The following is a 21,886-nucleotide window of genomic DNA, read 5'->3' on the forward strand; positions in this document are numbered from 1 at the left end:
TTACTGCTCGCTCTCGATCTGTTCGAGGATGTCAGCCTGGGTCTGGGGCATGTACTCGTTGGCGATCCAGTCGAGAATCTCCTCCTGGGTGAATGGGTAGACCGGCTCCGCGTCGTTCCTGAGGCCGGGGTCGTGCAGGAAGTCCAGAGAGATGTAGACGATCCATTTCCCGTACCTGCCGTACGCGTTGATGTAGTAGCGGTTGGAGCCGCCGTTCGCGCCGAAGTAGTAGCTTTCGTCCCATTCGCCGCCGAGCTCGCCCTCCTGCTCATCGGAGAAGCCGATACCCGAGGGGTTCTCCTCCCAGGTGGCCAGGCGGTCCTGGAAGTTCTGGGAGGCCTCTTCCTCGGTGGTCCATGGCACCACACCCGCGAGAATGGAGGCGTCACCGACAGTCCCGCTCACCTCGCCCTGATAGGACTCCAGGGTGAACAGTCCCGAGCAGGTCGCGCCCTCGGCGTCGATTCCCTCGCCGATGGCGGCGTTGACGAGTTCGCTGCGGAGCTCGACAACGCCCATGTACTCCTGGACGGGGTTGAGGTCGTCGAGCGCGTCACAGCCCTTCCAGTCGCGCATCGCGGTGTAGGACATGTCCACCTCGCCGTTGCCACTGCCGTCGCCGTCACCGGTGGCACCGTCGGGCGGCAGGTCCGAGCCGGGGCCGTCGTCGCTGCAACCGGTCAGCAGAAGAGCCGCGACCCCGATCGCCGAAACGGCTTTGAGGAGCATGGTCTTTCGCTTCATGTGTCTGTTCCTCATTCCGCCTAGACGGCATCCGAATCGGGCTGTGTACTGGCGTCACCGAGCAGGTCGTCATAGTTCGCCTGCATGTCGGTGGCGGCGGCCTGGTCGGACTCCTCGGCGAGGTCTGCCGTCTCGTTGAGCGTCTTGATCATGCCGTACATGGCTTCACGAAGATCCTGCAAGTTGTTCCAAGTCGTCTCATGGAACGCCGTGTAGTTCTCCCTGGCCGTGTTCGATCCGTCCATCTGCCCGAAGGCGGGCATCCGTCCCAGCGGCTCCCCGTTGGAGAGCACGGGGATGATGGCCTCCAGGTGGTCCAACTGGCCCCTGATGACGGTCCGGTATTCCTCAAGTGCTTCTGGATCAAGCTCTGTTCCCATGGAGTTCCCTATCTGTGAGCCTGGTGCGAACGGTATGTGCCCCGGATGCAGACAAGTCTCCGGCAACGCGGAAAGACGCCACGGGGCATCGCGAAGGGTTCGATGCCGAACTCGCGCTCAACCATGAGGTCCTCCGGGGGGAATGGCGGGTCGTGGGTGTTAATCCAAATTCAGGTTAGCAGGGGCTTGCAAGCTGTGCGGGCCTGAAGGGTCGCTCCTCGATGAGCACTGAAAGCGCAGGTCACGGCGGGTTCCTGAGCGAGAGCTCGACGATGTCCACAGGGCTTGGGGGCGAGGGTCGTCAGAGGCCTGAATCCGGGCACGGCGGCGCATTCGCCACCCCGTACGGGCCTGCTAGGTGTAGATCTCGTCCTCGGGCAGCTTCGGCATGTGCAGGGCCACCCAGTCGTCGACGGCGCCGCCGTTCTCGATGGCGGTCTGGAGGCCGGTGATCATGCCGTGCAGCGTTCCGCGCAGGTACTGGAGGTTGCGCCAGGTGGTGGCGTGGAAATCGGCGTACTGCTGGGCCGCGTTCTCGTAGGCGCCGGGAGCCGTGCCGAACGCGGGGGCCTTGTTCAGGTTGCCGTCGCGCAGCGACGGGATGACCTCGTCCTCGAGCTCGTCGAGCAGCTCGCGCAGGAACTGCTGGTAGCGCTCGAGCGCGGCCGGGTCGAACGTGCGGTTCCGCGGCGACACCATCGTGTGCTCCTCCTCCTGCTAGGCGTAGGGGTCTTCGTCTTCGTTGACGAAGCCCCACATGTTCTCGTCTTCTACCAGGTCGACGTCGGCTTCGCGTTCCTGGTCGTTCATGGCCATCCCGCCGCCGCCCATGCCGCCCATCATGCCGCCCATGGCGCCCCTGCTCGCGCCCGCGGCGGTGGCGGCGCCCGCGGCCATGCCTCCGGCCGCCGCGGCGCCGACGGCCGCGCCGCCCGGGCTCGCGCCGCCGGTCGTCGCCGTGGCGCCGGGGGCACCGGCCCCCGCGCCGCCGAACGATCCGCCGCCGAGGCCGCCGCCACCAGAGGCTCCGCCGCTGGCGAGGCCGCCCTTCGTCTCGCCGTCGTCCTCGCCGGGCGGGGCCGGCGGCGGCGCCTCGCCGCCGACGGGCGGCTCCAGCGACGGGTCCTGGGTCGCCTCGGGCTCGCTCCTGCCGGTCGGCTGCTCCATCGACGGCGGTTCGAGGTTCATGTACTTGCTGTCGGCGACGGCCGGGTAGTCCTTGTCGCTGGCGACGGTGCGCATCGACTGCTGCTCGCTGTCGTTGTCGGCGCTGCGCTGGTTGATGTCCTCGTCGACGGTGGCATGGCGCGCGCCGTAGTCGGTCCAGTTCTGCTCGACGACGCCCCCGTAGGTCTCCACGGCGTCGGCGACGGCCAGCTCCTTGGCCTCCTCGAGCGTGATGCCCTTGGGGTCGAGCCCGTCGCGTTCGATGTTGACCGGGCTCTCGTAGTAGTCGATGTAGTGCTCGACCTTCTCGTCGATGAAGTCGATGATCTCGGTGGCGACCTCGGGGTCGGCGCCGGCCAGGGACATGACGTGCTCGGCGTCCTGGCAGGTGTACTGGATGCAGTCGCCGTGCCACCACGCGGGCCTGATGTGGACGGACACCCAGCTGTGCCACTCGCCGTCGATCCAGAACTGCGGCGCGGGGTAGGGGATCTCGCCGGAGTCGCCGCCCTGGAGGGTGTAGATGCTCTCCTCGGTCGACTGGAGCTGGGCGACGGTGGCGTCGACGTCCTCGATGATGGCGTCGACGAGTTCGCGGGTCTCGGTGCACACCCCTTCGAAGGCCTCGAAGTCGGTGCCCGTCCAGCCTTCGGACAGCTCGGTCAGGCCCGACCGGATGCGCTCGGACCAGTCGGCGAGCTTCCCGGCGACCTCGTCGGTCCAGGCGGTGCGCAGCCGCGCGATGGAGTGCTCGTCGGCGTGCTCGGGCCGCACCGCGGCCACCGCGGACCGGAAGTCCTCCTCGGTGGGGTAGGACATGCCCTCGACGCGCGGGCGCAGCCGGTAGAGCTGGTCCTCGACTGGCACGGCGGAGACCAGCTGCTGCCAGGCGATCTCGGCGGGGTGCTCGGTGGGAATGGCACAGTCGGCGTTGGAGCAGCCGGGGCGCTGCACCGGGAGGCACCCGTCGGGCAACTCGCCGGGGAGGGTGACGGGACCGTCCGAGGGCCTGGTCTCGTCCTGGTCGGGCTGCTTCTGGAAGTCCGGCAGGCTGTCGACCTCGGCGGGGAGCGCTTCGGCGTTCTGCGGCGGGGGCGGGGGCGGAGCGGTCCGGCCGCCGGAGGCCGATGCGGGGGCGACGTCGCCGAACGCGGGCGCGCCGGCGGAAGGCGCGGCGGGCACGAGACCTTCGTACTCGTCGGGCTGCTTGTCACTCATATGCGCGCTCACCTCAGGGAGTGGGGGCCGTCTCACATCAACCGTAGCAACACCGCACCATCCCCGCCGTGGCGCCGACGCGCCCGTGGAGGAGGCTCAGCGGCCGGTGCGGGCCCACCACCGGCCGGTCGCGCCGCGCCCGGCCTCGGCCTGCGGTGCGGCCGCGGGCGGCGGCTCGATCTCGGGCGCGAACCGCGCGATGCGGCAGTCCCAGTGGTGCAGCAGCGGTTCGCTCGCGTCGGGGACGGCTTTGACGGTGACGGTGAGGTCGAGCGCGGTGGTGCGGCCTTCGGCCGCCTCGATCTCGAGGACGCCGGTCTGCGGCGGCGCCTGCCCGGACGGGACCGGGAGCGGCGCGCCGGGGGTGCGGACGCTGACGCGGTGGCGTCCCGGGGTCGCCTCGATCCACATGCGGGTCCACGAGGCGGCGACGCGGACGCCGTCGAGCCAGATCTCGGGCGGCGGGACGGCGGACCGGTGCCGGATCGGCACGAGCTCGCCGACGCGGTCGAGGGCTTTGCGCTGGACGCCGTTGATGCGCGCCTGCCCCGGCGGCAGCTGCCGCGCCAGCTCGCCGGAGCTCAGGTCGGCTTTGAGGAAGCGGGCGTCGATGAGCACGGCCGCCGCGCCGGGGTGCGGCGGGGGCGGCGGGCCGTCGGCGGCGAGGACGATCGGCGCGGCCAGTCCGGCGGGCGCGAACGCGGCGGTGCTGAGCGGCAGGGCCGGTCCGATCCGGTTGTACCGCAGGTAGGTCCACAGGATCCGCGCGCCCCAGAACGCCAGGCCGAGCAGCGGGAGCGCCAGCGCGATCGGGAAGACGACCGAGGCGCTCGCGCCGGTGAGCGCGGTCAGCCACGTGACCGGCGCGGCGGCGAACAGGGCGAGCAGGAAGACCGCGAAGCTGCGGCGGCTTCGCGCGTTGGCGGGGAGGTACTGCCGGTAGTGGAGCCGTCCGCGCGGTCCGAGGGCGTGGCCGCTGAGCTCGGCCGCCCGGCCGGAGACGGCGCCTTCGGCGTAGGAGCGGTGCCGGTCGCCGAGCATCCCGATGTAGTCGAGCTTCACGGTCTTCCCGGCCGCGATGTCGACGGCCCGCCAGGCCCGGGAGTGCTGGCTCTGCACTTCGAGGAGGTGGCGTCCCGCGGGGAGGGGGATGGCGATATGGCCCCATCCGGTGGCGGCGGGGCGGCCGTCGATCAGGACGAGGGGCACCAGACTCGATCTGAGGTCGCCTTTGGCGGCGACGGGGTCGCCCGCGCGTTCGCGGCGTTCGATGATCTCGGCGGCCTCGGCGATGCTCCTCGTCTCGACGCCGGCGCAGTGGCCGACGCGCAGGTCCAGGGTGCCGGCGTTTCCGCCGGGGGCCCGGCGCCCCCCGATGGGGGCGATCTGCCAGCCGGGGAGCGGGGGGCCGAAGCGGGGGCTCGCGGAACCGATCATTGCCATCGCACGTCTTCGGGGTTGGAGAACCGGTCGGGGAGCTGCTCGTCCATCCAGTTGAACGCGCTGTCGAGCCCTCCGAGGCCGGGGCCGCCGCTGCCCTGCTCGTAGAGGCCTTTCCAGCCGTCGTCCTCGTTCTGGTAGACCGGGGCGAGCGCCGAGCCGCCTTGGACGGCGTGTATCGCCGGGTTCGTGGTGGCGTGCCTGCCGCCGGGCGTCATCAGCAGCGCGTTGAGTCCGTAGACGGCCAGTCCCTGGAGCATGTTGGTGAGCCCGGCGGCGGCGATGTCGACGGGGCTGACGGGGTTGCCCTGGGACTTCTGGAAGCCGAAGGTGACCACGGTGATCAGGCCGGTGAGCGCCGCGCAGCCCGTCGAGATGGACCGGAGGACCGCTTCGAAGCTCTTCAGGGACGCGACCAGCGACGTCGCCACCGCCAGGGCGCTGGTCCTGATGGCGGGCGCGCCGGGGGCGGAGACCACGCCGGACAGGGCGGCGAGGTAGGCCGTCAGGAAGGTGACCATCACCGCGGTGCAGGCGGTCAGGAAGACCCAGTAGACGGTGAGCATCACGGCGAAGGCGATGAGCTGCGAGCCCATGAGGAACGCGGCGACGGCCAGCTCCTGGAGCTGGGACTTGATGTTGCCCGCGGCCTCTTTGAAGGCGTTCGCGTCGTCGCCGCACCAGTTCCCGTCGTCGACCGTGTCGATCTCGGCCTGGAGCGCCTCGGCCGCCTCGTTGTTCTTCTCGGCGAGCGCGACCCAGGCCCCTCCGGCCTTCATGATGTCACCGGGGTTGCACTGGTTCATGTAGATGCTGGTCGCGATGCTCTGCACGGAGAGGCCGAAGACGATCGCGGGCGGGGCGATCGCGACCGCGCAGCTCTTGATGACGCCGCTGTAGACGGGCGACATCTTGTCGCCCGCGTCCATGAGGCTCTGCCCGGTGGACATGTGCGGTCCTCCTGTCAGTTGCCGAACGCCTTCGCGCAGGCGTCGTCGGTGTCTTCCATGTCCTTGGCCGAGCCTTCGAGTGCCTCGCGCATGTCGCGGAAGCACTGCGCGGCCCCGGCCAGAGACTCCGTCAAGGTCGAGGTCGCCACGGAGTAGGAGGCGGCCATCGGCAGTGTGACGGTGGTGTACAGGTTGCGGTCGATGTTGGTCAGCTCCGGGAGGAGCGCGTTGGTCTCCTCCAGGATCGGGACCACCTTGGCGTCGATGTTCGCGCCGAGCCGCCGCACGAACTCGGGCTCGAAGACTCTGCTCATCGGCCTCCTGCCTTTCGTTGGATGGTTTCGTTGAACTGGGCTATGCGGTCGAGCGCGGCGGCGGTGGAGCGTCCCGCCCGCTCGGCGTCCTGGGGCGCATTGTCCATCTGCTCGGCAACGTCGGGGCGGTCCCGGCGCGCCCGTTCCTCGCCGAGTTCGCGCAGCCGCTCGCGGGCGCGGGCGAGGAGCGAGGTCAGTGCCTCGCCGAGCCCTTCGACGCCGCGGCGGCGGGCGTGGGGTTCGATCCGCACCGCGGCGACGACCCGCTCGGAGCTGGAGGTGACGGCGAGGTCGCCTTCGTCGCTGGCGGCCTCGGCGGTGAGGATCTCGGGCGGCGGGCCCCCGCGGGCGTCCGCCGCGCCGCGCATGGTGGTGAGGATCCCGTCGAGCCGCCCGGCGATGGCGCGGTCGAATTCGGGGTCGGGTCCCAGGGGTGCGATGGGGTCTTCGATGCCGAGCCGCTGGCGCATGATCGCGGTGAAGCCCTCGTAGCCGCCCGTCGAGGCGGCCTGCTGGAGCTGGTCGAGCGCGTCGATGCCGGAGGCGAGGGCCGCGTCGTCCTCGGCGCCGGGGCGCGGCAGCTCCTTGGCGAGTTCGGTGATGAGTCTGGCGATCTCACCGGGGGGTTGGCGAAATCCGGCGGCCGAGACCTCGACGGTGACGACGCCGTCGGCCGACCGCAGTGTCACGTATTCGTCGAGGTCCGTGAAGACGCTCTCTGAGCTGGTCGCCATGGTCGCTCATTTCGGTGAAGATGACCACCCGACCATAACGGAACAAGGTTGCGCCGCCCCTGTGCGGACCGCGGGCGCGGGCGGGCCCGGGCGCCTTCAGTCGGCGGTGTCGCCCTCGCCGGCCCCGCCCGCGGCGTCGTGGGCGGGATCGCCGTTCTCGAGCGGCCAGACGGTGGCCTCGACCGAGCCGACGAGTTCGAGGGGGCCGACCAGCGAGGCGGTCCGGGCGACGGTGAAGTCGTCGAGGGCGAGGAGGCTGATGCCGCCGCGGCTCTGCGCGACGGCCGCGTAGTAGGCGCCGGTCCCGCGGTCCTGGAAGACCCAGCCGGGCCGGGTGTCGGTGGGGATGGTCGGGACGCCGGTGCGGGGGGCGGCGGGCAGGTTGCCGGTGGCGGCGGTGTCCGGGGCGAAGGGCGTCTCGGGGCGCCTGGGACCCGGCGTGTGCAGGGCGCCGTTCGGGTCGACGGGGACTTCGGCGACGTCGGGCATCTGGTAGCGGGTGGGGTCGCCCGAGACCGGGATCGGCGGCGGCGCCGTCGGCTGATCGGGCACGGCGATGAGCGCGCGCATCTCCACTTTCCCCGCGACGGCGTTGACGCCGACGACGCCGGCGGCGAGGGCGAGCAGGTCGACGCCGACGGCGAGCAGGACCCGCAGGTTCGGGTCGAGGCCGGTGCCGATGCGCGCCAAGGAGAACAGTGCGGCGGCGAGGGCGAAGACGACGAGGCCGAGCAGGGCGCCGGTCAGGGCGGCGGGACGGCCGACGCGCGGGCGGGGCGCCGAGGGCCACTTCTCCGCGGCCCGCACGTTCCCCAGGGCCACCGCGGCGATCGCGGCCAGGGCGAGGCCGGCGACGGCGAAGGCTACGCCTGCGACGGTGAGCCGTCCGGCGATGTCATCGAGGTTGTCCATGGTGGTTGCTCCGTGCCTCGGCGTGACTGTCAGTGCGCTGTCGTCGTTGTGTTCGGTCGTGACGCAGTGTAGGCGTCGCGTCGACGGCGGCGACGCAAAGTCACGGCTTCGAGCGTCGCCGTGACCGGATTGCGGGGTCTATTCTGCTGTTTCGCGTCGGTACCGAGCGTAGGACACCGAGCGGTCCCAGTTTAGTGTCGGATTACCGACACGGCGTGACCGGAGGCGGAGCATTGAAACGGTTGGCCTATCGGGGTTCACTTGTCAGTGTCGGGCGCCGAGGTCGCGCATCGAGCCGACGATGGTGCGCTCAGTCAGGGGCCCGGCATATGATGAACGCAGACCCCGCGAAGGGTTGGGAGACAAGATACATGAGGGAATTTTGTAAAACATGAGGTCTGTGTGACCCGTGTGATGGGATGGGATTGACGATGATACGAGAGACACTCTGGACAGTGGCTGCGCAGGTCCAGGCGCAAGACGCCGAGATCAACACGCAGGGCATCATCAGCTTCTTCCTCAGCCGGATCGCTCCGATCCTGCTCGCGATCCTCGGCCTCATCTTCATCGCCCGAGCGAACAAGGGCGAGGTCAGCCGCGTGCTGACGTCCTCGACCATCGCCATCCTCGGCATCGCGTTCATCGCGGGAGCGGTCGTCCTGGTGGCCGTCGGCGGCGGTCTGGTCGACGTCCTCTTCAGCGAAGGCGAGTAGCCCGCTCCCCAAGCACCGCAACCGAGCCAGCCCGGATGGAGGACTCCCATGCGCTTGCGCACTGACGACGACATCTATCGTGCCCGGCTGCTCTACCTCGGCCCGCCCGGCTACACCCTCCCCGTCCACCTCCCGTACGCGCAGTACGGCGCCTTCGCCGCGCTGCTGGCGCTGTTCATGTTCATCCACTGGCTCGCCACCGGCGACGTCGAGCTGTTCCCCTCCATCGAGATCTCCCTCGCCCTCGTGGCCACCTCGCTGATCTTCCGGTACGTCGACGCCGACCGCCCCGCCGCGACGGTGATCCGCACGCTGCTGACCGACTGGAAGCACACCCGGGACGCGGGCGCCGAGAAGCGGATTCCGGCGTACTCGACCCGATCGATCAGGCTCCGTCCCACACTCGTGGAGACCGCCCGAGCAGAGGAGCGCCTATGAGCGGCGAGGATCGCCGACAGCCCGTCGCCAAGTTCTCCGCCCCCCGCCCGCCCGCCCAGGTGCGCGACCGCGAGCGCCCGGGCGACCTCGACGACGACGCCACGGCCCTGGCCGACGCCGTGTTCCGGGCGGAGCCCGTCAAAGAGCACCGGAGGGCGGAGCCCGCTCGCGAGCCCGCCCGGCCCGAGCCCGCCCGGCAGCCCACGCCTCCGAACGCCCGCCAGGCCCCGAGCGCCGCGCCGACCCCGCCGTCCGAGACCGCCCGACACGCGCCGCCACCTGCGCCGACCGCCCCTCCGTCCACAACTTCTCCACAGGGTTATCCACAGGAACCGCCGAGTTATCCACAGGGTCGTCCACAGCGTTACCCACAGGCTCCGACCAGCGGGAATCCACAGCGTCATCCACAGCAAGCGGCGGGTTATCCACAGAGCGACCCGAGTTATCCACAGGCCGCTGACCAGCGGCGCGGTGGCATTTCCACAGGTCAGCCCCGAGGACGCGAAACGGGCCATTCGGGCGGACGGCGCGCGCCCTCGCAGGAACTCGTCCCCATCAAGCAGGCCAGCGCCGAGGCCGTCGTCAAACCGACCGCCGACAAGCCCGGCCGCGTCCCCAAACCGGTCAAGAAGGACAAGGAGCGCCAGCCGCTCCGCGAGCTGTCGCTGACCGAGATCGCCGGGCACGCCACGTTCACGCCCACCACCGTCACCGCCTGGTACGCGCTGCCGGGCGTGCGCTGGTCCTTCCGGCCCGACCTGGAGCGCGAGGCCCTCATCACCGCCATCGCCGAGCAGTTCGCGGGCCTGGCCGGGATGCGAGTCCACCTGCGCCGCACCACCAAGCCGTTCCCGGCCGACCAGTGGGCGCGCGCGGTCGACCAGAACACCGCCCACCCGCTGCGCACCGTCCCCGGCGGCACCAGCTGGGCCGAGCACCTCGTGGCCGCGCAGCGCCACCTGCACTCGCTGTCGCACGCCGAGGGCGAGACGTACCTGGGCATCACCTTCGCGCGCCGCTCCATGTTCGACAACCTGGGCGAACGCGTCGGCCGCATGTTCGGGCGCGGCACCAGGCTCTCCGAGCGCGAGCGCATCGAGAAGCGCAGCTTCCAGTTCGACGAGGTCCTCGGCTCCTTCGGGGTGCGGGCCCGCCGGGCGACGACCCCCGAGCTCGAATGGCTGGTCTACCGGTCCGTCGCCCTGGGCATGGAGCCGCCGCGGCTGCTGTCGGGCTCGAGCGGCGAGTGGGAGCCGGGGGACGTCCTGGCGCTGTCGGAGTCCATCGAGCGCTACCGCAGCCCGTACGGCTCCACCGTCAAGCTCGTCAACCGGCTCACCGGCGAGGAGAAGCACACCGCGGTCCTCACCGTCGGGCGCATGGAGGAGCTCGAGATCCCCCAGCGCCACGAGCCGTGGCTGCACTTCCACGAGCGGTGCCCGTGGCCCCTGGAGATCTCCAGCCGCGTCGACATCCTCGGCCCCGGCGAGGCGTTCCGGGACCTCGACCACCGGCTGCGGCTCATCCGCAGCCAGCAGCGCGACTACGACGAGCACGCCATGGACGCCCCGCCCGAGCTCCAGCGCCTCGCCGAGCGAGCGCTGAACGTCGGCGACGAGATGACCACCGGCCTGCCGATCGACGCCGCGCGCGCCCACGGCTGGCACCGGATCGCCGTCACCGCCGACACGAAGGAGGAGTGCCTGGAGCGGGCCCGCACGCTGATGCAGATGTACCAGCGCGAGATGCGGATCAGCCTCCAGCACCCGAAGAACCAGGACTGGCTGGCTCGCGAGTTCATCCCCGGCGAGCCCGTCGCCTCGACCGGGTACGTCCGGCGCATGCCGGTCAAGCTCTTCGCCGCCGCGCTGCCGCAGGCGGCGTCCACGGTGGGCGACCGGCGCGGCGACCTGATCGGGCGCACCGCCGGCACCTGCCGCAGGCCGGTCTTCCTCGACCTGCACTTCGCCACCGAGGTCCGCGAGCGAAGCGGCCTGAGCGTCTTCGTCGCCGAGCCCGGCGGCGGCAAGTCCACGCTCATGGGCGCCCTCGGCTATCTGGCGGCGCGGCGCGGCGTCCAGGTGACGCTGCTCGACCCGTCGGGGCCGCTGGCCAAGCTGTGCGAGATGCCCGAGCTCAAGCCGCATTCGCGCGTGCTGAACCTGACCGGCTCGGAGTACGGGACGCTCGCGCCGTACGCGCTGATCCCCTCGCCGCGGCGCGAGCACTACGACGACTCGCCCGAAGGGCAGCGCGAGTACGACATCGCCGTCTCCAACGCCCGCTCCGAACGCCGGATGCTCGTCCAGGACATCTGCGCGATGCTCCTGCCGCCGCAGGTGCAGCGCGAAGCGGCGACGGCGCGGCTGCTGCGCCACGCGGCCCGCCACGTCCCCGCGGAGGAGTCCACCGCGCTCGAGGACATCGTCGAGAGCCTCCAGGACGCCGAGGACCACGTCACCGGCGACGGCGCCGAACTCGCGGCGCTCCTGCTCGACACCGCCGAGATGCCCCTCGCCAAGCTGTTCTTCGGCACCCCGGACAAGGGCGTGCTCGAGGACGACACGGCGCTGACCGTCATCACCATGTCCGGGCTGCGGCTGCCCGACCTGGGCATCGAGCGCGAGTACTGGAGCGCCGAGGAGGCCTTGGCCCTGCCGATGCTGCACACGGCCCACCGCCTCGCCGTCCGCCGCGCCTACGGCGGCGACATGAACCGCCGCAAGCTCGTCGGCCTCGACGAGGCCCACTTCATGGAGGGCTGGAAGTCCGGGCGCAGCTTCCTGGTGCGCCTGGCGCGCGACTCCCGCAAGTGGAACCTGGCGGCGCTCGTCGCCAGCCAGAACCCCAAGGACATCCTCGGGCTCGACGTCCAGAACCTGGTCAGCACCGTCTTCGTCGGCCGCATCGCCGAGGACGCGGACGTCGCCTCCGAGGCGCTCAAGCTGCTGCGCGTGCCGACCGGCGTCGGATACGAGGGCGTGCTCGCGTCGCTGAGCGAAGTGGACGCGGCGGAGACGAGACGGCTGCCCTACCGCGAGTTCGTGATGCGCGACGTCGACGGCCGCGTGCAGCGCATCAGGGCCGACTTCGGCTGGGTGCGCGGCCTGCTCGACTACCTGAACACCACCCCCGGGGAGGACAAGCAGTGACCGACCCCTCCCCCGCCGCCCCGCGCGGCCGCGCCTTCGCGGGCCGCCTGACCAGGTTCCTCCTCGTCCTGGTGGCGGCGTGCGGCGCGCTCGTCCTCACGCCGGGCACGGCGGGGGCGCAGGACTCGAGCGGCTGCTCGGACTGGGAGTGGCACTACGAGTGGGAGCAGTGCCTCGACGAGGTCGCCGAGGTGCCCGAGGCCGAGTGCGCCGAGGCGCCGACGCCGTCGAGCCCCGACTCGGGCATGGCCGGCTGGTTCGCCGAGCCGAGCCTCCCGGACCAGGGCGAGGGCATCGGCCAGTACTCGCGGTACGGCTACGCCGGGTACCAGCTGCCCATGTACGCCTCGAAGGAGGCGAGCGTCGGCGGGCAGTGCATCGACTCGCTGAGCCTGCCCGACGGGGCCGACACGGCGAACGCGCTGGCGAACATGGAGTTCAACACCTCGACGGCCATCATCGGCGCCTCGAACTCGATGCGTCAGGCCGCGTGGGACCCGCAGCGGCTGTGGGGCTGGTCGAACGAGTTCATGGAGACCGGCAGCGAGGCGGTCTACAGCCAGGTCTTCACGATCTTCGGCGCGGTGACGGTCGGCGTCGTGGGCCTGTACCTGCTGTGGCGCAGCCGCCAGGCCGACATGAACAACGCGGTGACCACGACGGCGTGGGCGGTGCTGATCCTGGTGCTGGTGACGGCGGTGGCGCGCTGGCCCGTCCAGGCGGCGAGCTGGGCCGACCAGGGCATGTCGGCCGGTTTGAACCTGAGCCAGGGGCTCATCCAGGACGAGGCGGCCGAGGGCTGCATCAGCATGCCGGGCCTGAGCAACAGGGAATACGAGGAGGCCCGCAGGGCCAACCCGGACGCCGAATGCATCGACACGCGGAGCGCGGCGGTCAAGGCCTCGGACATGTCGACCGGCGACGTGCTCTACCAGAACTGGCTGCGCGCCATGCTCGGCCAGAGCGAAGAGGTCACCTACCAGCAGGAGGACGGCGAGGTCGCCGAGGACGACGAGGGCAATCCGGAGGTCCGCGAGTCCAACACCGCTTACAAGTACGGGCCTGCGCTCTATGCGGCGCAGGCGATGTCCTGGGCCGAGATCGAGCAGGCCGAGCAGTCGACCGGTGAGCGCGCCGACATCATCGAGGAGAAGCAGGAGAACTGGCGCAAACTGGCCACACTGATCCAGCAGGAGGACCCCGAGTCTTACGAACATCTCACGGGCGGCCGCGCCTGGGAGCGGACCGGCTCCGGCCTCCTCTCCCTCCTGACGGCACTGTTCTTCTCGCTGTTCGACCTCACCGCATCGGTCCTGATCATCCTCGGTTTCATGATCGTCCGCTTCGCGGTCATCGCGCTGCCGATCATCGGCACGATCGCGATCCTCCGGCCTGCTGGCGGGCCGTTCAAACGCCTGGTCAACATCGTTCTCGCGGCGGTCATCAACGTCATCGTCTTCGCGATCGCCGCGGTGATCTACCTGTTCGCGGCCGATCGAATACTCGGGGCGAATCTGCCGAGCTGGATGCAGGTCATGCTCATCGGCCTGGTCGGTGTGGCGGCGTGGCTGCTCTTGCGCCCGTTCCGTCGGCTCGCCAGCTTCCAGGGCGCCGGAGGGCCGACCGACGTGCTCTTCGGACGCACGGTCGACAAGCGCAAGGAGACCGAGATCGAACGGCGCCGGGAGACCATCCGTCAGGGCGAGACCCGACCCGAGTCGAGATCCGAAGGCAGTCAAGGGAAACAGCAGGAGCGCACCGAGGGCCGCACCGCACCGCCCGAGCAGCAGCCGGGCCAGCGAACACCGGGCAGCGGCTCCACGACGACCACCACGAGCAGCAGCGGAACCTCCAGCGGAGGCGTCTACACACCGCCTAGGAGGGACTAGCCATGCGCGCGGCGCTGCGGATCGTCTTCTCCCGTTACGGCATCGTCGTGATCATCCTGCTCCTGGTCGTCGGCGCGATCGCCCTGTCCCAGGGGCGGGAGGACTTCCCGCTGAGCTCGGGTGATTCCGAAGGCGACTCCGCCTCGTCCGACTCCCCATCGGAGGAGCTCACGGTCGACGACGGCGTCACCGCCCCCGAATGCGAGGGAGAGGAATGCGAAGAGGGCGACTCGCCGCTCCATGACCCCTATGAGGACGTCGAACTCCCCGACGAGGCCGCGGACAAGGCCCTGGGCTTCGCCGAGGCGTGGATCGACACGGCGGGCAAGAGCTCCAACACCTGGTTCCAAGGGATGCAGCCGTACATGACCGAGGAGGCCGCCGAGCTCATGCGCGGCGTGGACCCCGCATCGGTTCCCGCCGCCGAGATCACCGGTGCGGCCGAGATCGACGGCGGGGAGGTTCGCATTCCAATGGACACCGGCACCTTGGTCCTTCCCATGATCGAGGGCAGCAACGACTGGGCCGATCAGGGATGGCTGGTGTCGGCCATCGATTGGGAGCCGGCATGACGACACTCGACGAGCCGAAGCGCGCGAGCTGGCTGCGGCGGTGGATCTGGGGCATCGCACTGGTCTCGGTGTGCTGCCTCGGGGCGGTCGGCATGGTGGTCCAGCTGCTGGTGGACCAGTCGGGCGACGACGACCTCGGCGGCCAGCTGCTCGCGGCCGGCTGCGGCAACGACACCCCGGTCGACCCGGACGCGGAACTGCCGTCGATCGACGGGTACAACGAGGATCAGATCTACAACGCGGCGGTCATCATCGCGGTCGGCCAGGAACTGGAGATGCCGGTGCGGGCGTGGATCATCGCGGTGGCCACGGCCATGCAGGAGTCCAGCCTGACGAATCACGGCCACCTCGGCGACCGGAACGACCACGACTCGTTGGGCCTCTTCCAGCAGCGGCCGTCCTCCGGCTGGGGGACGCCGGAGCAGATTCAGGATCCGGTCTACGCGGCGACGAAGTTCTACGAGAAGCTCGCCACCATCGACGGATGGGAGAGCATGGCGCTGACCGAGGCCGCTCAAAGCGTGCAGATATCCGCGTACCCCTTCGCCTATGCGAAGCACGAGCCGGACGCGACCGAGATCGTGAACGCGCTGACCAGCGGCGGTGGCAGGGCATCGGCTGTGAACGTCAACCTCGGAGAATGCACCGCCCCCGGCGAGCTGTCGGCCGCCGGGTGGATGATCCCGGTCGAGGGCCCGATCTGGTCGGGGTTCAGGACGCAGGAACGGCCGTCTCACCAAGGCGTCGACATCGGAGCGCCGAGGGGAGCCCCTGTGGTCGCGGCGTCGAGCGGAACGGTGATCACCGCGGAGTGCAATGCGTTCGCGCCGGACGGCAGCCCGGCCTCGTGCGACGTGGACGGGTCGCCGCAGACCGCGGGATGCGGCTGGTACGTCAACATCCTGCATGCGGGCGATTACCTGACTCGGTACTGCCACTTCGGTTCCCAGCCGATGGTCAAGGAAGGCGACGTGGTGCAGGCGGGCCAGATTCTGGGCTACGTGGGCTCCTCGGGGCGGTCGTCAGGCCCGCACCTGCACTATGAGGTGCACTTGAACGGCGACCGCTCCTCGAACGGCGCGGTGGATCCTGTCGCGTTCATGGCCAACGTAGGTGCCCCGCTCGAGTAGCGGCTAGTCCGCAGAGGGATCCAGCAGTGCTTCGCCTCCGGCGAGAGCGGATACGCAGTCGCCCTCCACCGTCACCTCGAAGGAGAACGATTCGGTCGCCTGCGTGGCGCTGAGCTCGACGCTCATCGGCACGCCCGTCTGCGTGCCGGAGGGGGCGGGGTCGCCGTCGAAACTCTGGATCGCGGTCGCCTCTCCGAAGAGCGTTTCCCATTCGGCCAAGGCGCCGTCCAATTCCTCTGGGCCCGGCCCCTCGTATTCGGCGCATTGGTAGTCCGAGGCGGCCTCGAGATCGCGGATCACGAATATGGCGCTCAGGTATTTGGCGGCCAGCTCCTGCGGGTCCACCGCCGCCCCGGTCTCGTCCTCTTCTTCTTCGGATTCGTGGCGGACCACCTGACTCACGCAGTAGTTGTCGCCTTCCGCGCGAACCGATATCGTGAACTGTTCTTCACGAAAGGAATTGCCCGCGATGTAGGAGACAGTCGCACCGATATCGACGCCTTCCGCCGTGATTGTCGGCAGGTCGGTACTGACCTCGGTCTCGGGGTAGCTTCCGAGCTCCTCCTCATATGAGGCGCGGAGTTCGACCAGTTCGCCCGCCGTCACCTCCGGATCGGCATCGTCGCAGAGGACCTCCTCCGCGCGCTCCGTATCGCCGTCACTGCCGAAGCGCAGATATCGCGAGGCGGCGTTGACCTCATCGGTCGCGGGCTGATCGCGGGGGTCGGTCTCCTCTTCGCCGCCGCCGGAGGCGAAGCCGGGGGCGATCCAGGCACCGCCGAGCAGGACCACGGCCCAGAGACCGGCCATCGAGGCCACACGGCCCCAGTGCCTCGGCGGGTCGCCGAAGTCCGGCTCGTCCTCGACCGGGACGACCTTGTACGCGCGATTCGTGCCCTTGCCCACACCATCAGCCTACCGGCACAACACAGCGACGGAACCTGTTCCCGACCAGATCGAAACCCCTTGCCCCACTTGCATCACCAGCAACTCGCGACCGGATTCGCGTACTCCCCAACTTGTTACGAAACAGTACAGTGTCCATTACGGCACTCGACACCAACACGCATATCGGGAGGAGTCAATGGACAACCCGCTCATGGACGTGGAGGGCGCCAGGGAGCGCCTCGAAGCCTGGAAGGCCAAGGCGGAGCAACGCGCCGCCGAGACCCAGGCGGCCAGCGAGGGCCTGCAAGCCTTGAGAATCACGGCCGGTGACGACAACGGGATCGCCGAGGTGACGGTCGATTCCAGTGGCGCGTTGGTCGACATCCGTCTCTCGTCGCGGATCCAAAGGCAGGCACCGGAATACACCCAGACAGCGGTGCTCGGCGCTTACCGCAACGCCCGGAAGAAACTCGCTGAAGCAGCGGCCGAGGTCGTGAGCGACACGGTCGGATCGGAGTCCGCGACTGGCAAGGCGCTCATGGCCGGTTTCAAGACCGACGACGAGGGACGGTAGCGCGATGTCGGACCGATTGCAGGTAGACGCCGAAGGACTCCGGACGCACGCCTCCAACCTCCGTTCGGTGCATGAGCGCTTCGCAGCGGTCAAAGAGGCCAGCGGTCACATCTTCCAGGCCGACGAGGCGTACGGGCAACTGTGTCAATGGTTGCCGCCGATCCTCGAAGGCCGGCATGTGGCCCAAGACGAGCTGGTCGACGAGCTCGCTTTCAACATCGAAGCGCTCGCCGAAGAGGTGGAGTCCGGTGCCGACGGCTACGAGAGCGCCGATTCAGAGTCCGCCTCCGAGTTCAACGCTCATGCCGGTGAGATCTAGGAGCCGACCATGAGCGACAACACGCTGATCGCCGATGCGAGCGACATTCCTCCCGAGCAGGCACGCGACGGCTGGACCGGCTTCGCCTTCGCCGACGACTACAAGGGCATCTCGCAGGCCATCGAATCGGGCGACTGGATCAGCGGAGCCGTAGCTGGCATAGGCCTGGGCCTGAACGTTGCCTCGGTGGCGATCGATCCCTTCAGCTCCCTCCTCGCGATGGGCATCGAATGGGCCATGGAACAGGTCGAGCCGTTGAAGGAAGCACTCGACTGGCTCACCGGAGATCCGGAGACCGTCGAAACCCATGCGATCACATGGGACAACATGGCGAACGAGCTGTTCGCCATCGGTGACGAACTCCAATCCCTCCTCGAGAGCGACCTCGACGGCTGGCAGGGCCAGGCCGCCGACGCCTACCGGTCCATGCTCAGCGTCAACATCGATGTCGCGTACGGCTCAGGCGGAACGGCGCTCGGCATGGCCTCGGCCACCCGAGGCGCGGGCGGTCTGGTGACGGCGGTCCGGGAGTTCGTGCGCGGCTTCATCGCCGACTGCATCGCGAAGGTCGTCGTCTGGCTCGCCGAGGTCGTCTTCAGCCTCGGCCTCGCCACACCGCTCGTCGCGAGCCAGCTCGCCGCCGCGGTCGTGAAATGGACCGGCAGGATCTTCGGGATCCTCATGGGCCTGATCGACTCCATCACCAACCTCCGCGCTCTCCTCGACATCTAGGTTCCGCCATGGCAAAACGACGCAGCGGTTTCTTCAAAAGATTCCTCACCCTGAGCGCGGTCCTGGTCCTGGCCGGTCTGCACCAACGGCCTCGCACGACCAACACCAGCAGAACGACCGACACCCCCAACAATGACGCCGACGGAGGAGGACGACCGGGCCGTACACACGCCAACTCCGACGCTCCGGTCTCAACCCAGCAGGAAGATCTGACGACAAGTGCCAAAGGCCCGGGGCGCCCGGCAGCACACAGGCCGATACCAGAGGACAACACCCGCACCACCGAGGACGGCAACACGATTGTCCATGATCCCGACAGAGAGAAGCCGGAGGTCGACCACACCAGTGGCTACGGCAAGGACTTGCCGAAGCCCTACCAGGACAGGGACGGCGTCTGGCACATCCACCTTCGGATGCATGAAGGATGGGACCAGGGCGACTTCGACGCCAAGTCACAGCACCTCCAGAAGCTGGGCGAAGACGGTGAACTGACGTATTCCAAGGCGCCGAAGCGCAGTAGCAACACGAGTACCTGGCGGGATGAGATGGAAAGGGAGATCTTCTGGACCTCGAAAGACCAGGAGGAGTACAACACGAGGATCGCCGAGCTCGACAGCCAGCAGATTGACCACGCCCAGGACTTGCAGTTGGGCGGCCCAGACGAGAAGGACAACATGTGGGGAATCGATTCGACGACGAACCACGGCATGGGGGGTCAGATCTACTCACAGTTGCGGAAATTGAAGGGCCTGGAAGCAGAATATGGCGAACCAGTCAAAATAGACATAGTTCCCGGAGTGTACAGTCCTCCATCATGATGCGTGTTGCACAATGGCCTCAGTGACCAGGAAGGGACGACATAGTGAGCAGCATCAGTGAGATGAACACGAAGATCTCCAGACTCCGAGCCGAGGGCGCGGTGGCCGAGATGGATCGGCGATGGCAAGCGGAGTACGCCGATCGATACAACGCTTCACGCTTGTGGCTGCCGGATCCGGTTGAGATCTCCGGCGACCACCCCGAAGGGGTTGCAGTGTTCCTGAAACTCGCGAACGGCGCGAGGTTCGGCGACATCACCATCCGCCGTGAAAGCGGCTTCTACGACCAGATAGCCGTGGATTTCGAAGGAGAGCCGATCGACGACGTCGACAGGATGCAGATCGGCGATGTCGGCGAGGACGCCGTCCTGCTCGACACCGCTTCCGGTCGTGTCATGATCTACTGCTACAGCTACTTCGATTACGACTGGGACACCGGGATACTGATCGAGTGTGAGGACCTTCCCGAGCTGATCGCGACAGTGGCTCTGGGGTCACGTTACCCTGAGATCCGCGGACCGAAGTCCGAGCAGGCGTCCCCCTGGTGGGAGGAAGATCCCTGGTACCGGTATCTGCGAGAAATCGGCATGGCCGATTAACGTTTGGGGGTATTGTGCAGGATCACGAAGTGTACAGGCGGGCATGGGGTTCAGAGAATGTGATCCGGTTCCCGCGTGACAGGTGGATGAGTGAGTTCACCGCCCCGGCGAACTCCTATCCTGACGTTGATTTCATACCGATCGATATGTCAGTGGTGTTCACCTCGTATCTGGACGGCCGGTTCAAGCTCTATGACGACATCGTTCTGGAGCTGGGTTCGCAAGGTTCGTTGAAGCTGGTAGTCATCGGCGCGGTTCCGAATGATCCCGACTCGACCTTGTTCTGCCTCGACACCGCAACAGGGCGGATTCTGATGCTTGACGTCAACAAGGGAACACTGGAACCGGTGAACTCCAGTTTCCGGGCTCTCACCGAATTCCTGTACCACTTCGCGCTGTTCGTGAGTCAGGACTCCGGTCTCGCCGGACGGGCGCAACGCGCGGTCACGCTTCGCTCCAAGCTCACCCAGATCGACTCGGGGGCCTTCGCCGACCCCGAGTCCTGGTGGTCCGTAGCGTTCATGCAGCTCGAAGGCCGCGCGAGGTAAGGGGAGCCGATGAGATTCCCACGAGAGCAGTGGATCGCGGCCGGCCTCGCCGCAGAGCGGCTTCCCGAAGAGGCCGAAGTGCCCGACCGGGTTCCCATGCTCTACACGACCGAGATCTCCGGAAACCTCAACGCCTTCGACACCATCCGACTCAGTACCGAGAGCTCCGACCTGGAAGTGAAATTGATCGTCGTCGGCGCCGTGGAGCAGTCGCCGAGCCTGCTCTATGTGATCGATCCGGGTACCGGAGAGGTGCTGCAGTTCGATCCGTCGACGGTTGACGTCCGCGGCGTGAACTCGAGCTACCGGATGTTCATCGCCTGCCTCAACCGGATCTCGTGGGCACTGGAGTCCGCAGGCACCGAAGACATCAGCACCGTGTTGAACACCGGAATGCGGTACACGCTGAAGGCGATCGACGACACCGCTTTCGAAGAGGGTGCCTGGTGGCCACTCGTGTTCAGCCGCTTGGGTTGAGACTCGGCCTCACAGTACCAAACCGTCCCCTTTGAACCGCCGCTGCTTCGCTGCTACCCGAAGTTCCTCGACCAGATCGGCAAGGCCGTACTCGCCCTCAAGCTCAACAGGCAACAAGAAACAGAACATAAACATCGACTAGGCTCGATCGAAAATCAAGATTGAATATCATCAATATGAATAACCCTGATGAGCTCACTGAGGGTTTCCCGGCAACGTTCATGGGGAGTGTCAGAACCTTGGCTCTGGTGCACTTTCGATGGCACCCGAGGGCCGTAGCGACGGTACTGCACATTGCCGCAATTCAGGGTTGGCAGGTGCTCGTAGCCCCCAAGAAGACATGGCCGGTCAATCCAGGGTTGCGAGGGACAGGGCTCCCCACCTGCAATACTGTAGAGTGCCTCTGGCGCTACAAGACGCTGCTGCCGAAAGTGCACCAGAGCTAGATATCTGACAGAACCGGGCGAAACACTCCGACTCGGAGCATCTGTACTGGATCGTCGACAAGGCTCAGCCGTCGTCTCGATGGTCGATCGCGTTGGAGCAGGCACAGGACCATGTCTGGGAGATCTTCGATACCACGACTGTCGGCTTCCTGCTCGGCCTTCTTCGCGGTGACATCCCCTCGGAGTATCTGGATGTGTACGCCGAGCGAGACTTCCACACTTACGAACAATATTGAGCTCGTTGCAATCCGGCCCGGTTCGACCTGGTGTCGTATCGGGCTGCTGGCCATCGCTGCCCTGTCATGCGCGCCTGTCGGCCAGGGCGACGACGACGAAGTTCCAGGCGGTGCCGAGCGCGAATGCGAGCACGGATATCGCGTTCCAGCTCGGAAAGCCGCAGGCCACCAGCGATCCCAGTGCCGCCACCGGCGCCAAGGCGTACAGCATGGCGAGTCTTAGGCGCAGCAGCAGGGCAAGGGCTGGACCGACGATCATCGCGACCGCGTGAGCTGTAAGCAGGCAGACCAGCAGGGATTTGACTATCTCCCAGTCGCTCTGGGGTTCCGGGGGAACCTCGACCACCGACCACCAGAGCACGTACACCAGAACGATCGTCAGCACCTGCGCTACCGAGACTCCGAACGAGGCGGCGAGCGCCACCCCCATACGCCTCGGCGCCTGGCCTCGCTCGTCTCCTGCCACGGGGACACATTATCGGCGATCCGCCACCGA

At 68.1% G+C, this 21,886-nt stretch carries 24 protein-coding genes; 13 read left to right on the plus strand and 11 right to left on the minus strand.

Annotated features, from left to right (window positions below; translation table 11 throughout):
* The 9 genes from YWW_RS0100235 to YWW_RS0100275 all read right to left on the minus strand — a co-directional run bounded on the left by YWW_RS0100235 (nt 1) and on the right by YWW_RS0100275 (nt 7,859).
* Nucleotides 1–744, minus strand: a complete 744-nt coding sequence (locus YWW_RS0100235) for a hypothetical protein (protein WP_026928508.1) — start codon at nt 742–744, stop codon at nt 1–3.
* 20 nt (nt 745–764) lie between these two features.
* A complete protein-coding gene (locus YWW_RS0100240; protein WP_026928509.1) occupies nt 765–1,124 on the minus strand; it encodes a hypothetical protein in 360 nt (119 codons plus the stop codon).
* A gap of 354 nt (nt 1,125–1,478) precedes the next feature.
* Entirely contained in the window at nt 1,479–1,823 is a 345-nt protein-coding gene (locus YWW_RS0100245; protein WP_026928510.1) for a hypothetical protein, read from the minus strand.
* 18 nt (nt 1,824–1,841) lie between these two features.
* Nucleotides 1,842–3,509, minus strand: a complete 1,668-nt coding sequence (locus YWW_RS0100250; protein WP_026928511.1) for a hypothetical protein — start codon at nt 3,507–3,509, stop codon at nt 1,842–1,844.
* 96 nt (nt 3,510–3,605) lie between these two features.
* The gene (locus YWW_RS0100255; protein WP_211228381.1) at nt 3,606–4,952 is read right to left on the minus strand and encodes a hypothetical protein; all 1,347 of its coding nucleotides are present in this window, start codon (nt 4,950–4,952) and stop codon (nt 3,606–3,608) included.
* On the minus strand, nt 4,943–5,899 hold the full coding sequence (locus YWW_RS0100260) for a PPE domain-containing protein (RefSeq protein ID WP_026928513.1): 957 nt from the start codon (nt 5,897–5,899) through the stop codon (nt 4,943–4,945). The genes YWW_RS0100255 and YWW_RS0100260 overlap by 10 nt, the downstream gene beginning before the upstream one ends.
* Nucleotides 5,900–5,913: 14 nt before the next feature.
* Nucleotides 5,914–6,213, minus strand: a complete 300-nt coding sequence (locus YWW_RS0100265) for a hypothetical protein (RefSeq protein ID WP_026928514.1) — start codon at nt 6,211–6,213, stop codon at nt 5,914–5,916.
* On the minus strand, nt 6,210–6,947 hold the full coding sequence (locus YWW_RS0100270) for a hypothetical protein (RefSeq protein WP_026928515.1): 738 nt from the start codon (nt 6,945–6,947) through the stop codon (nt 6,210–6,212). The genes YWW_RS0100265 and YWW_RS0100270 overlap by 4 nt, the downstream gene beginning before the upstream one ends.
* 96 nt (nt 6,948–7,043) lie before the next feature.
* Nucleotides 7,044–7,859, minus strand: coding sequence for a hypothetical protein (locus YWW_RS0100275; RefSeq protein ID WP_026928516.1), 816 nt, complete (start codon nt 7,857–7,859; stop codon nt 7,044–7,046).
* A 431-nt stretch (nt 7,860–8,290) separates the two neighbouring features.
* On the opposite strand from YWW_RS0100275, the gene YWW_RS0100280 reads away from it, so the two are divergent.
* Genes YWW_RS0100280 through YWW_RS0100305 form a run of 6 tightly spaced genes read left to right on the plus strand, consistent with a single transcriptional unit; the run spans nt 8,291 to nt 15,753 of the window.
* Nucleotides 8,291–8,572 (plus strand): hypothetical protein, encoded by a 282-nt coding sequence (locus YWW_RS0100280; RefSeq protein WP_051393149.1) that lies wholly within the window; start codon nt 8,291–8,293, stop codon nt 8,570–8,572.
* A 48-nt stretch (nt 8,573–8,620) separates the two neighbouring features.
* Nucleotides 8,621–9,010: a hypothetical protein gene (locus tag YWW_RS0100285; protein WP_026928517.1), complete on the plus strand. Its 390-nt coding sequence runs from the start codon at nt 8,621–8,623 to the stop codon at nt 9,008–9,010.
* Entirely contained in the window at nt 9,007–12,162 is a 3,156-nt protein-coding gene (locus YWW_RS37655; RefSeq protein WP_081687078.1) for an ATP-binding protein, read from the plus strand. The genes YWW_RS0100285 and YWW_RS37655 overlap by 4 nt, the downstream gene beginning before the upstream one ends.
* Entirely contained in the window at nt 12,159–14,051 is a 1,893-nt protein-coding gene (locus tag YWW_RS27455; protein WP_051325200.1) for a hypothetical protein, read from the plus strand. The genes YWW_RS37655 and YWW_RS27455 overlap by 4 nt, the downstream gene beginning before the upstream one ends.
* A gap of 2 nt (nt 14,052–14,053) precedes the next feature.
* Nucleotides 14,054–14,623, plus strand: coding sequence for a hypothetical protein (locus YWW_RS0100300; protein WP_026928518.1), 570 nt, complete (start codon nt 14,054–14,056; stop codon nt 14,621–14,623).
* Nucleotides 14,620–15,753 carry a M23 family metallopeptidase gene (locus YWW_RS0100305; protein WP_026928519.1) on the plus strand — a complete coding sequence of 378 codons (1,134 nt, stop codon included), beginning with the start codon at nt 14,620–14,622 and terminating at the stop codon, nt 15,751–15,753. Before YWW_RS0100300 ends, YWW_RS0100305 begins: the two co-directional genes overlap by 4 nt.
* A gap of 3 nt (nt 15,754–15,756) precedes the next feature.
* Here the strand turns inward: YWW_RS0100305 and YWW_RS0100310 are convergent, their stop codons facing one another.
* Entirely contained in the window at nt 15,757–16,659 is a 903-nt protein-coding gene (locus tag YWW_RS0100310; RefSeq protein ID WP_026928520.1) for a hypothetical protein, read from the minus strand.
* 178 nt (nt 16,660–16,837) lie between these two features.
* On the opposite strand from YWW_RS0100310, the gene YWW_RS27460 reads away from it, so the two are divergent.
* From YWW_RS27460 to YWW_RS0100345, 7 genes are all read left to right on the plus strand, one after another.
* Complete coding sequence (locus YWW_RS27460) at nt 16,838–17,215, plus strand: YbaB/EbfC family nucleoid-associated protein (RefSeq protein WP_051325201.1); 378 nt, start codon at nt 16,838–16,840, stop codon at nt 17,213–17,215.
* Nucleotides 17,216–17,219: 4 nt separating this feature from the next.
* Nucleotides 17,220–17,534, plus strand: coding sequence for a type VII secretion target (locus YWW_RS0100320; RefSeq protein ID WP_026928521.1), 315 nt, complete (start codon nt 17,220–17,222; stop codon nt 17,532–17,534).
* Nucleotides 17,535–17,543: 9 nt separating this feature from the next.
* Entirely contained in the window at nt 17,544–18,266 is a 723-nt protein-coding gene (locus tag YWW_RS0100325; RefSeq protein WP_026928522.1) for a WXG100 family type VII secretion target, read from the plus strand.
* 8 nt (nt 18,267–18,274) lie between these two features.
* Nucleotides 18,275–19,084: a hypothetical protein gene (locus tag YWW_RS35595; protein ID WP_155829748.1), complete on the plus strand. Its 810-nt coding sequence runs from the start codon at nt 18,275–18,277 to the stop codon at nt 19,082–19,084.
* A gap of 62 nt (nt 19,085–19,146) precedes the next feature.
* A complete protein-coding gene (locus YWW_RS0100335; RefSeq protein ID WP_035698191.1) occupies nt 19,147–19,683 on the plus strand; it encodes a hypothetical protein in 537 nt (178 codons plus the stop codon).
* A gap of 86 nt (nt 19,684–19,769) precedes the next feature.
* The gene (locus tag YWW_RS27465; RefSeq protein ID WP_155829750.1) at nt 19,770–20,231 is read left to right on the plus strand and encodes an SUKH-4 family immunity protein; all 462 of its coding nucleotides are present in this window, start codon (nt 19,770–19,772) and stop codon (nt 20,229–20,231) included.
* A 9-nt stretch (nt 20,232–20,240) separates the two neighbouring features.
* Nucleotides 20,241–20,708: an SUKH-4 family immunity protein gene (locus YWW_RS0100345; protein ID WP_026928525.1), complete on the plus strand. Its 468-nt coding sequence runs from the start codon at nt 20,241–20,243 to the stop codon at nt 20,706–20,708.
* Between the two features lie 746 nt (nt 20,709–21,454).
* Here the strand turns inward: YWW_RS0100345 and YWW_RS0100360 are convergent.
* Nucleotides 21,455–21,814: a hypothetical protein gene (locus YWW_RS0100360; RefSeq protein WP_155829752.1), complete on the minus strand. Its 360-nt coding sequence runs from the start codon at nt 21,812–21,814 to the stop codon at nt 21,455–21,457.
* Between the last annotated feature and the right edge of the window lie 72 nt (nt 21,815–21,886).

Source organism: Glycomyces tenuis DSM 44171, assembly GCF_000427885.1.
In the GTDB taxonomy this organism is placed as follows: domain Bacteria; phylum Actinomycetota; class Actinomycetes; order Mycobacteriales; family Micromonosporaceae; genus Glycomyces; species Glycomyces tenuis.

Bases quoted from the DNA above. Each gene is read 5' to 3' on its own strand.
- YWW_RS0100235 (WP_026928508.1), bottom strand. From the start codon at position 744: ATGAAGCGAAAGACCATGCTCCTCAAAGCCGTTTCGGCGATCGGGGTC.
- YWW_RS0100240 (WP_026928509.1), bottom strand. From the start codon at position 1,124: ATGGGAACAGAGCTTGATCCAGAAGCACTTGAGGAATACCGGACCGTC.
- YWW_RS0100245 (WP_026928510.1), bottom strand. From the start codon at position 1,823: ATGGTGTCGCCGCGGAACCGCACGTTCGACCCGGCCGCGCTCGAGCGC.
- YWW_RS0100250 (WP_026928511.1), bottom strand. From the start codon at position 3,509: ATGAGTGACAAGCAGCCCGACGAGTACGAAGGTCTCGTGCCCGCCGCG.
- YWW_RS0100255 (WP_211228381.1), bottom strand. From the start codon at position 4,952: ATGGCAATGATCGGTTCCGCGAGCCCCCGCTTCGGCCCCCCGCTCCCC.
- YWW_RS0100260 (WP_026928513.1), bottom strand. From the start codon at position 5,899: ATGTCCACCGGGCAGAGCCTCATGGACGCGGGCGACAAGATGTCGCCC.
- YWW_RS0100265 (WP_026928514.1), bottom strand. From the start codon at position 6,213: ATGAGCAGAGTCTTCGAGCCCGAGTTCGTGCGGCGGCTCGGCGCGAAC.
- YWW_RS0100270 (WP_026928515.1), bottom strand. From the start codon at position 6,947: ATGGCGACCAGCTCAGAGAGCGTCTTCACGGACCTCGACGAATACGTG.
- YWW_RS0100275 (WP_026928516.1), bottom strand. From the start codon at position 7,859: ATGGACAACCTCGATGACATCGCCGGACGGCTCACCGTCGCAGGCGTA.
- YWW_RS0100280 (WP_051393149.1), top strand. From the start codon at position 8,291: ATGATACGAGAGACACTCTGGACAGTGGCTGCGCAGGTCCAGGCGCAA.
- YWW_RS0100285 (WP_026928517.1), top strand. From the start codon at position 8,621: ATGCGCTTGCGCACTGACGACGACATCTATCGTGCCCGGCTGCTCTAC.
- YWW_RS37655 (WP_081687078.1), top strand. From the start codon at position 9,007: ATGAGCGGCGAGGATCGCCGACAGCCCGTCGCCAAGTTCTCCGCCCCC.
- YWW_RS0100300 (WP_026928518.1), top strand. From the start codon at position 14,054: ATGCGCGCGGCGCTGCGGATCGTCTTCTCCCGTTACGGCATCGTCGTG.
- YWW_RS0100305 (WP_026928519.1), top strand. From the start codon at position 14,620: ATGACGACACTCGACGAGCCGAAGCGCGCGAGCTGGCTGCGGCGGTGG.
- YWW_RS27460 (WP_051325201.1), top strand. From the start codon at position 16,838: ATGGACAACCCGCTCATGGACGTGGAGGGCGCCAGGGAGCGCCTCGAA.
- YWW_RS0100320 (WP_026928521.1), top strand. From the start codon at position 17,220: ATGTCGGACCGATTGCAGGTAGACGCCGAAGGACTCCGGACGCACGCC.
- YWW_RS0100325 (WP_026928522.1), top strand. From the start codon at position 17,544: ATGAGCGACAACACGCTGATCGCCGATGCGAGCGACATTCCTCCCGAG.
- YWW_RS35595 (WP_155829748.1), top strand. From the start codon at position 18,275: ATGGCAAAACGACGCAGCGGTTTCTTCAAAAGATTCCTCACCCTGAGC.
- YWW_RS0100335 (WP_035698191.1), top strand. From the start codon at position 19,147: ATGAACACGAAGATCTCCAGACTCCGAGCCGAGGGCGCGGTGGCCGAG.
- YWW_RS27465 (WP_155829750.1), top strand. From the start codon at position 19,770: ATGAGTGAGTTCACCGCCCCGGCGAACTCCTATCCTGACGTTGATTTC.
- YWW_RS0100345 (WP_026928525.1), top strand. From the start codon at position 20,241: ATGAGATTCCCACGAGAGCAGTGGATCGCGGCCGGCCTCGCCGCAGAG.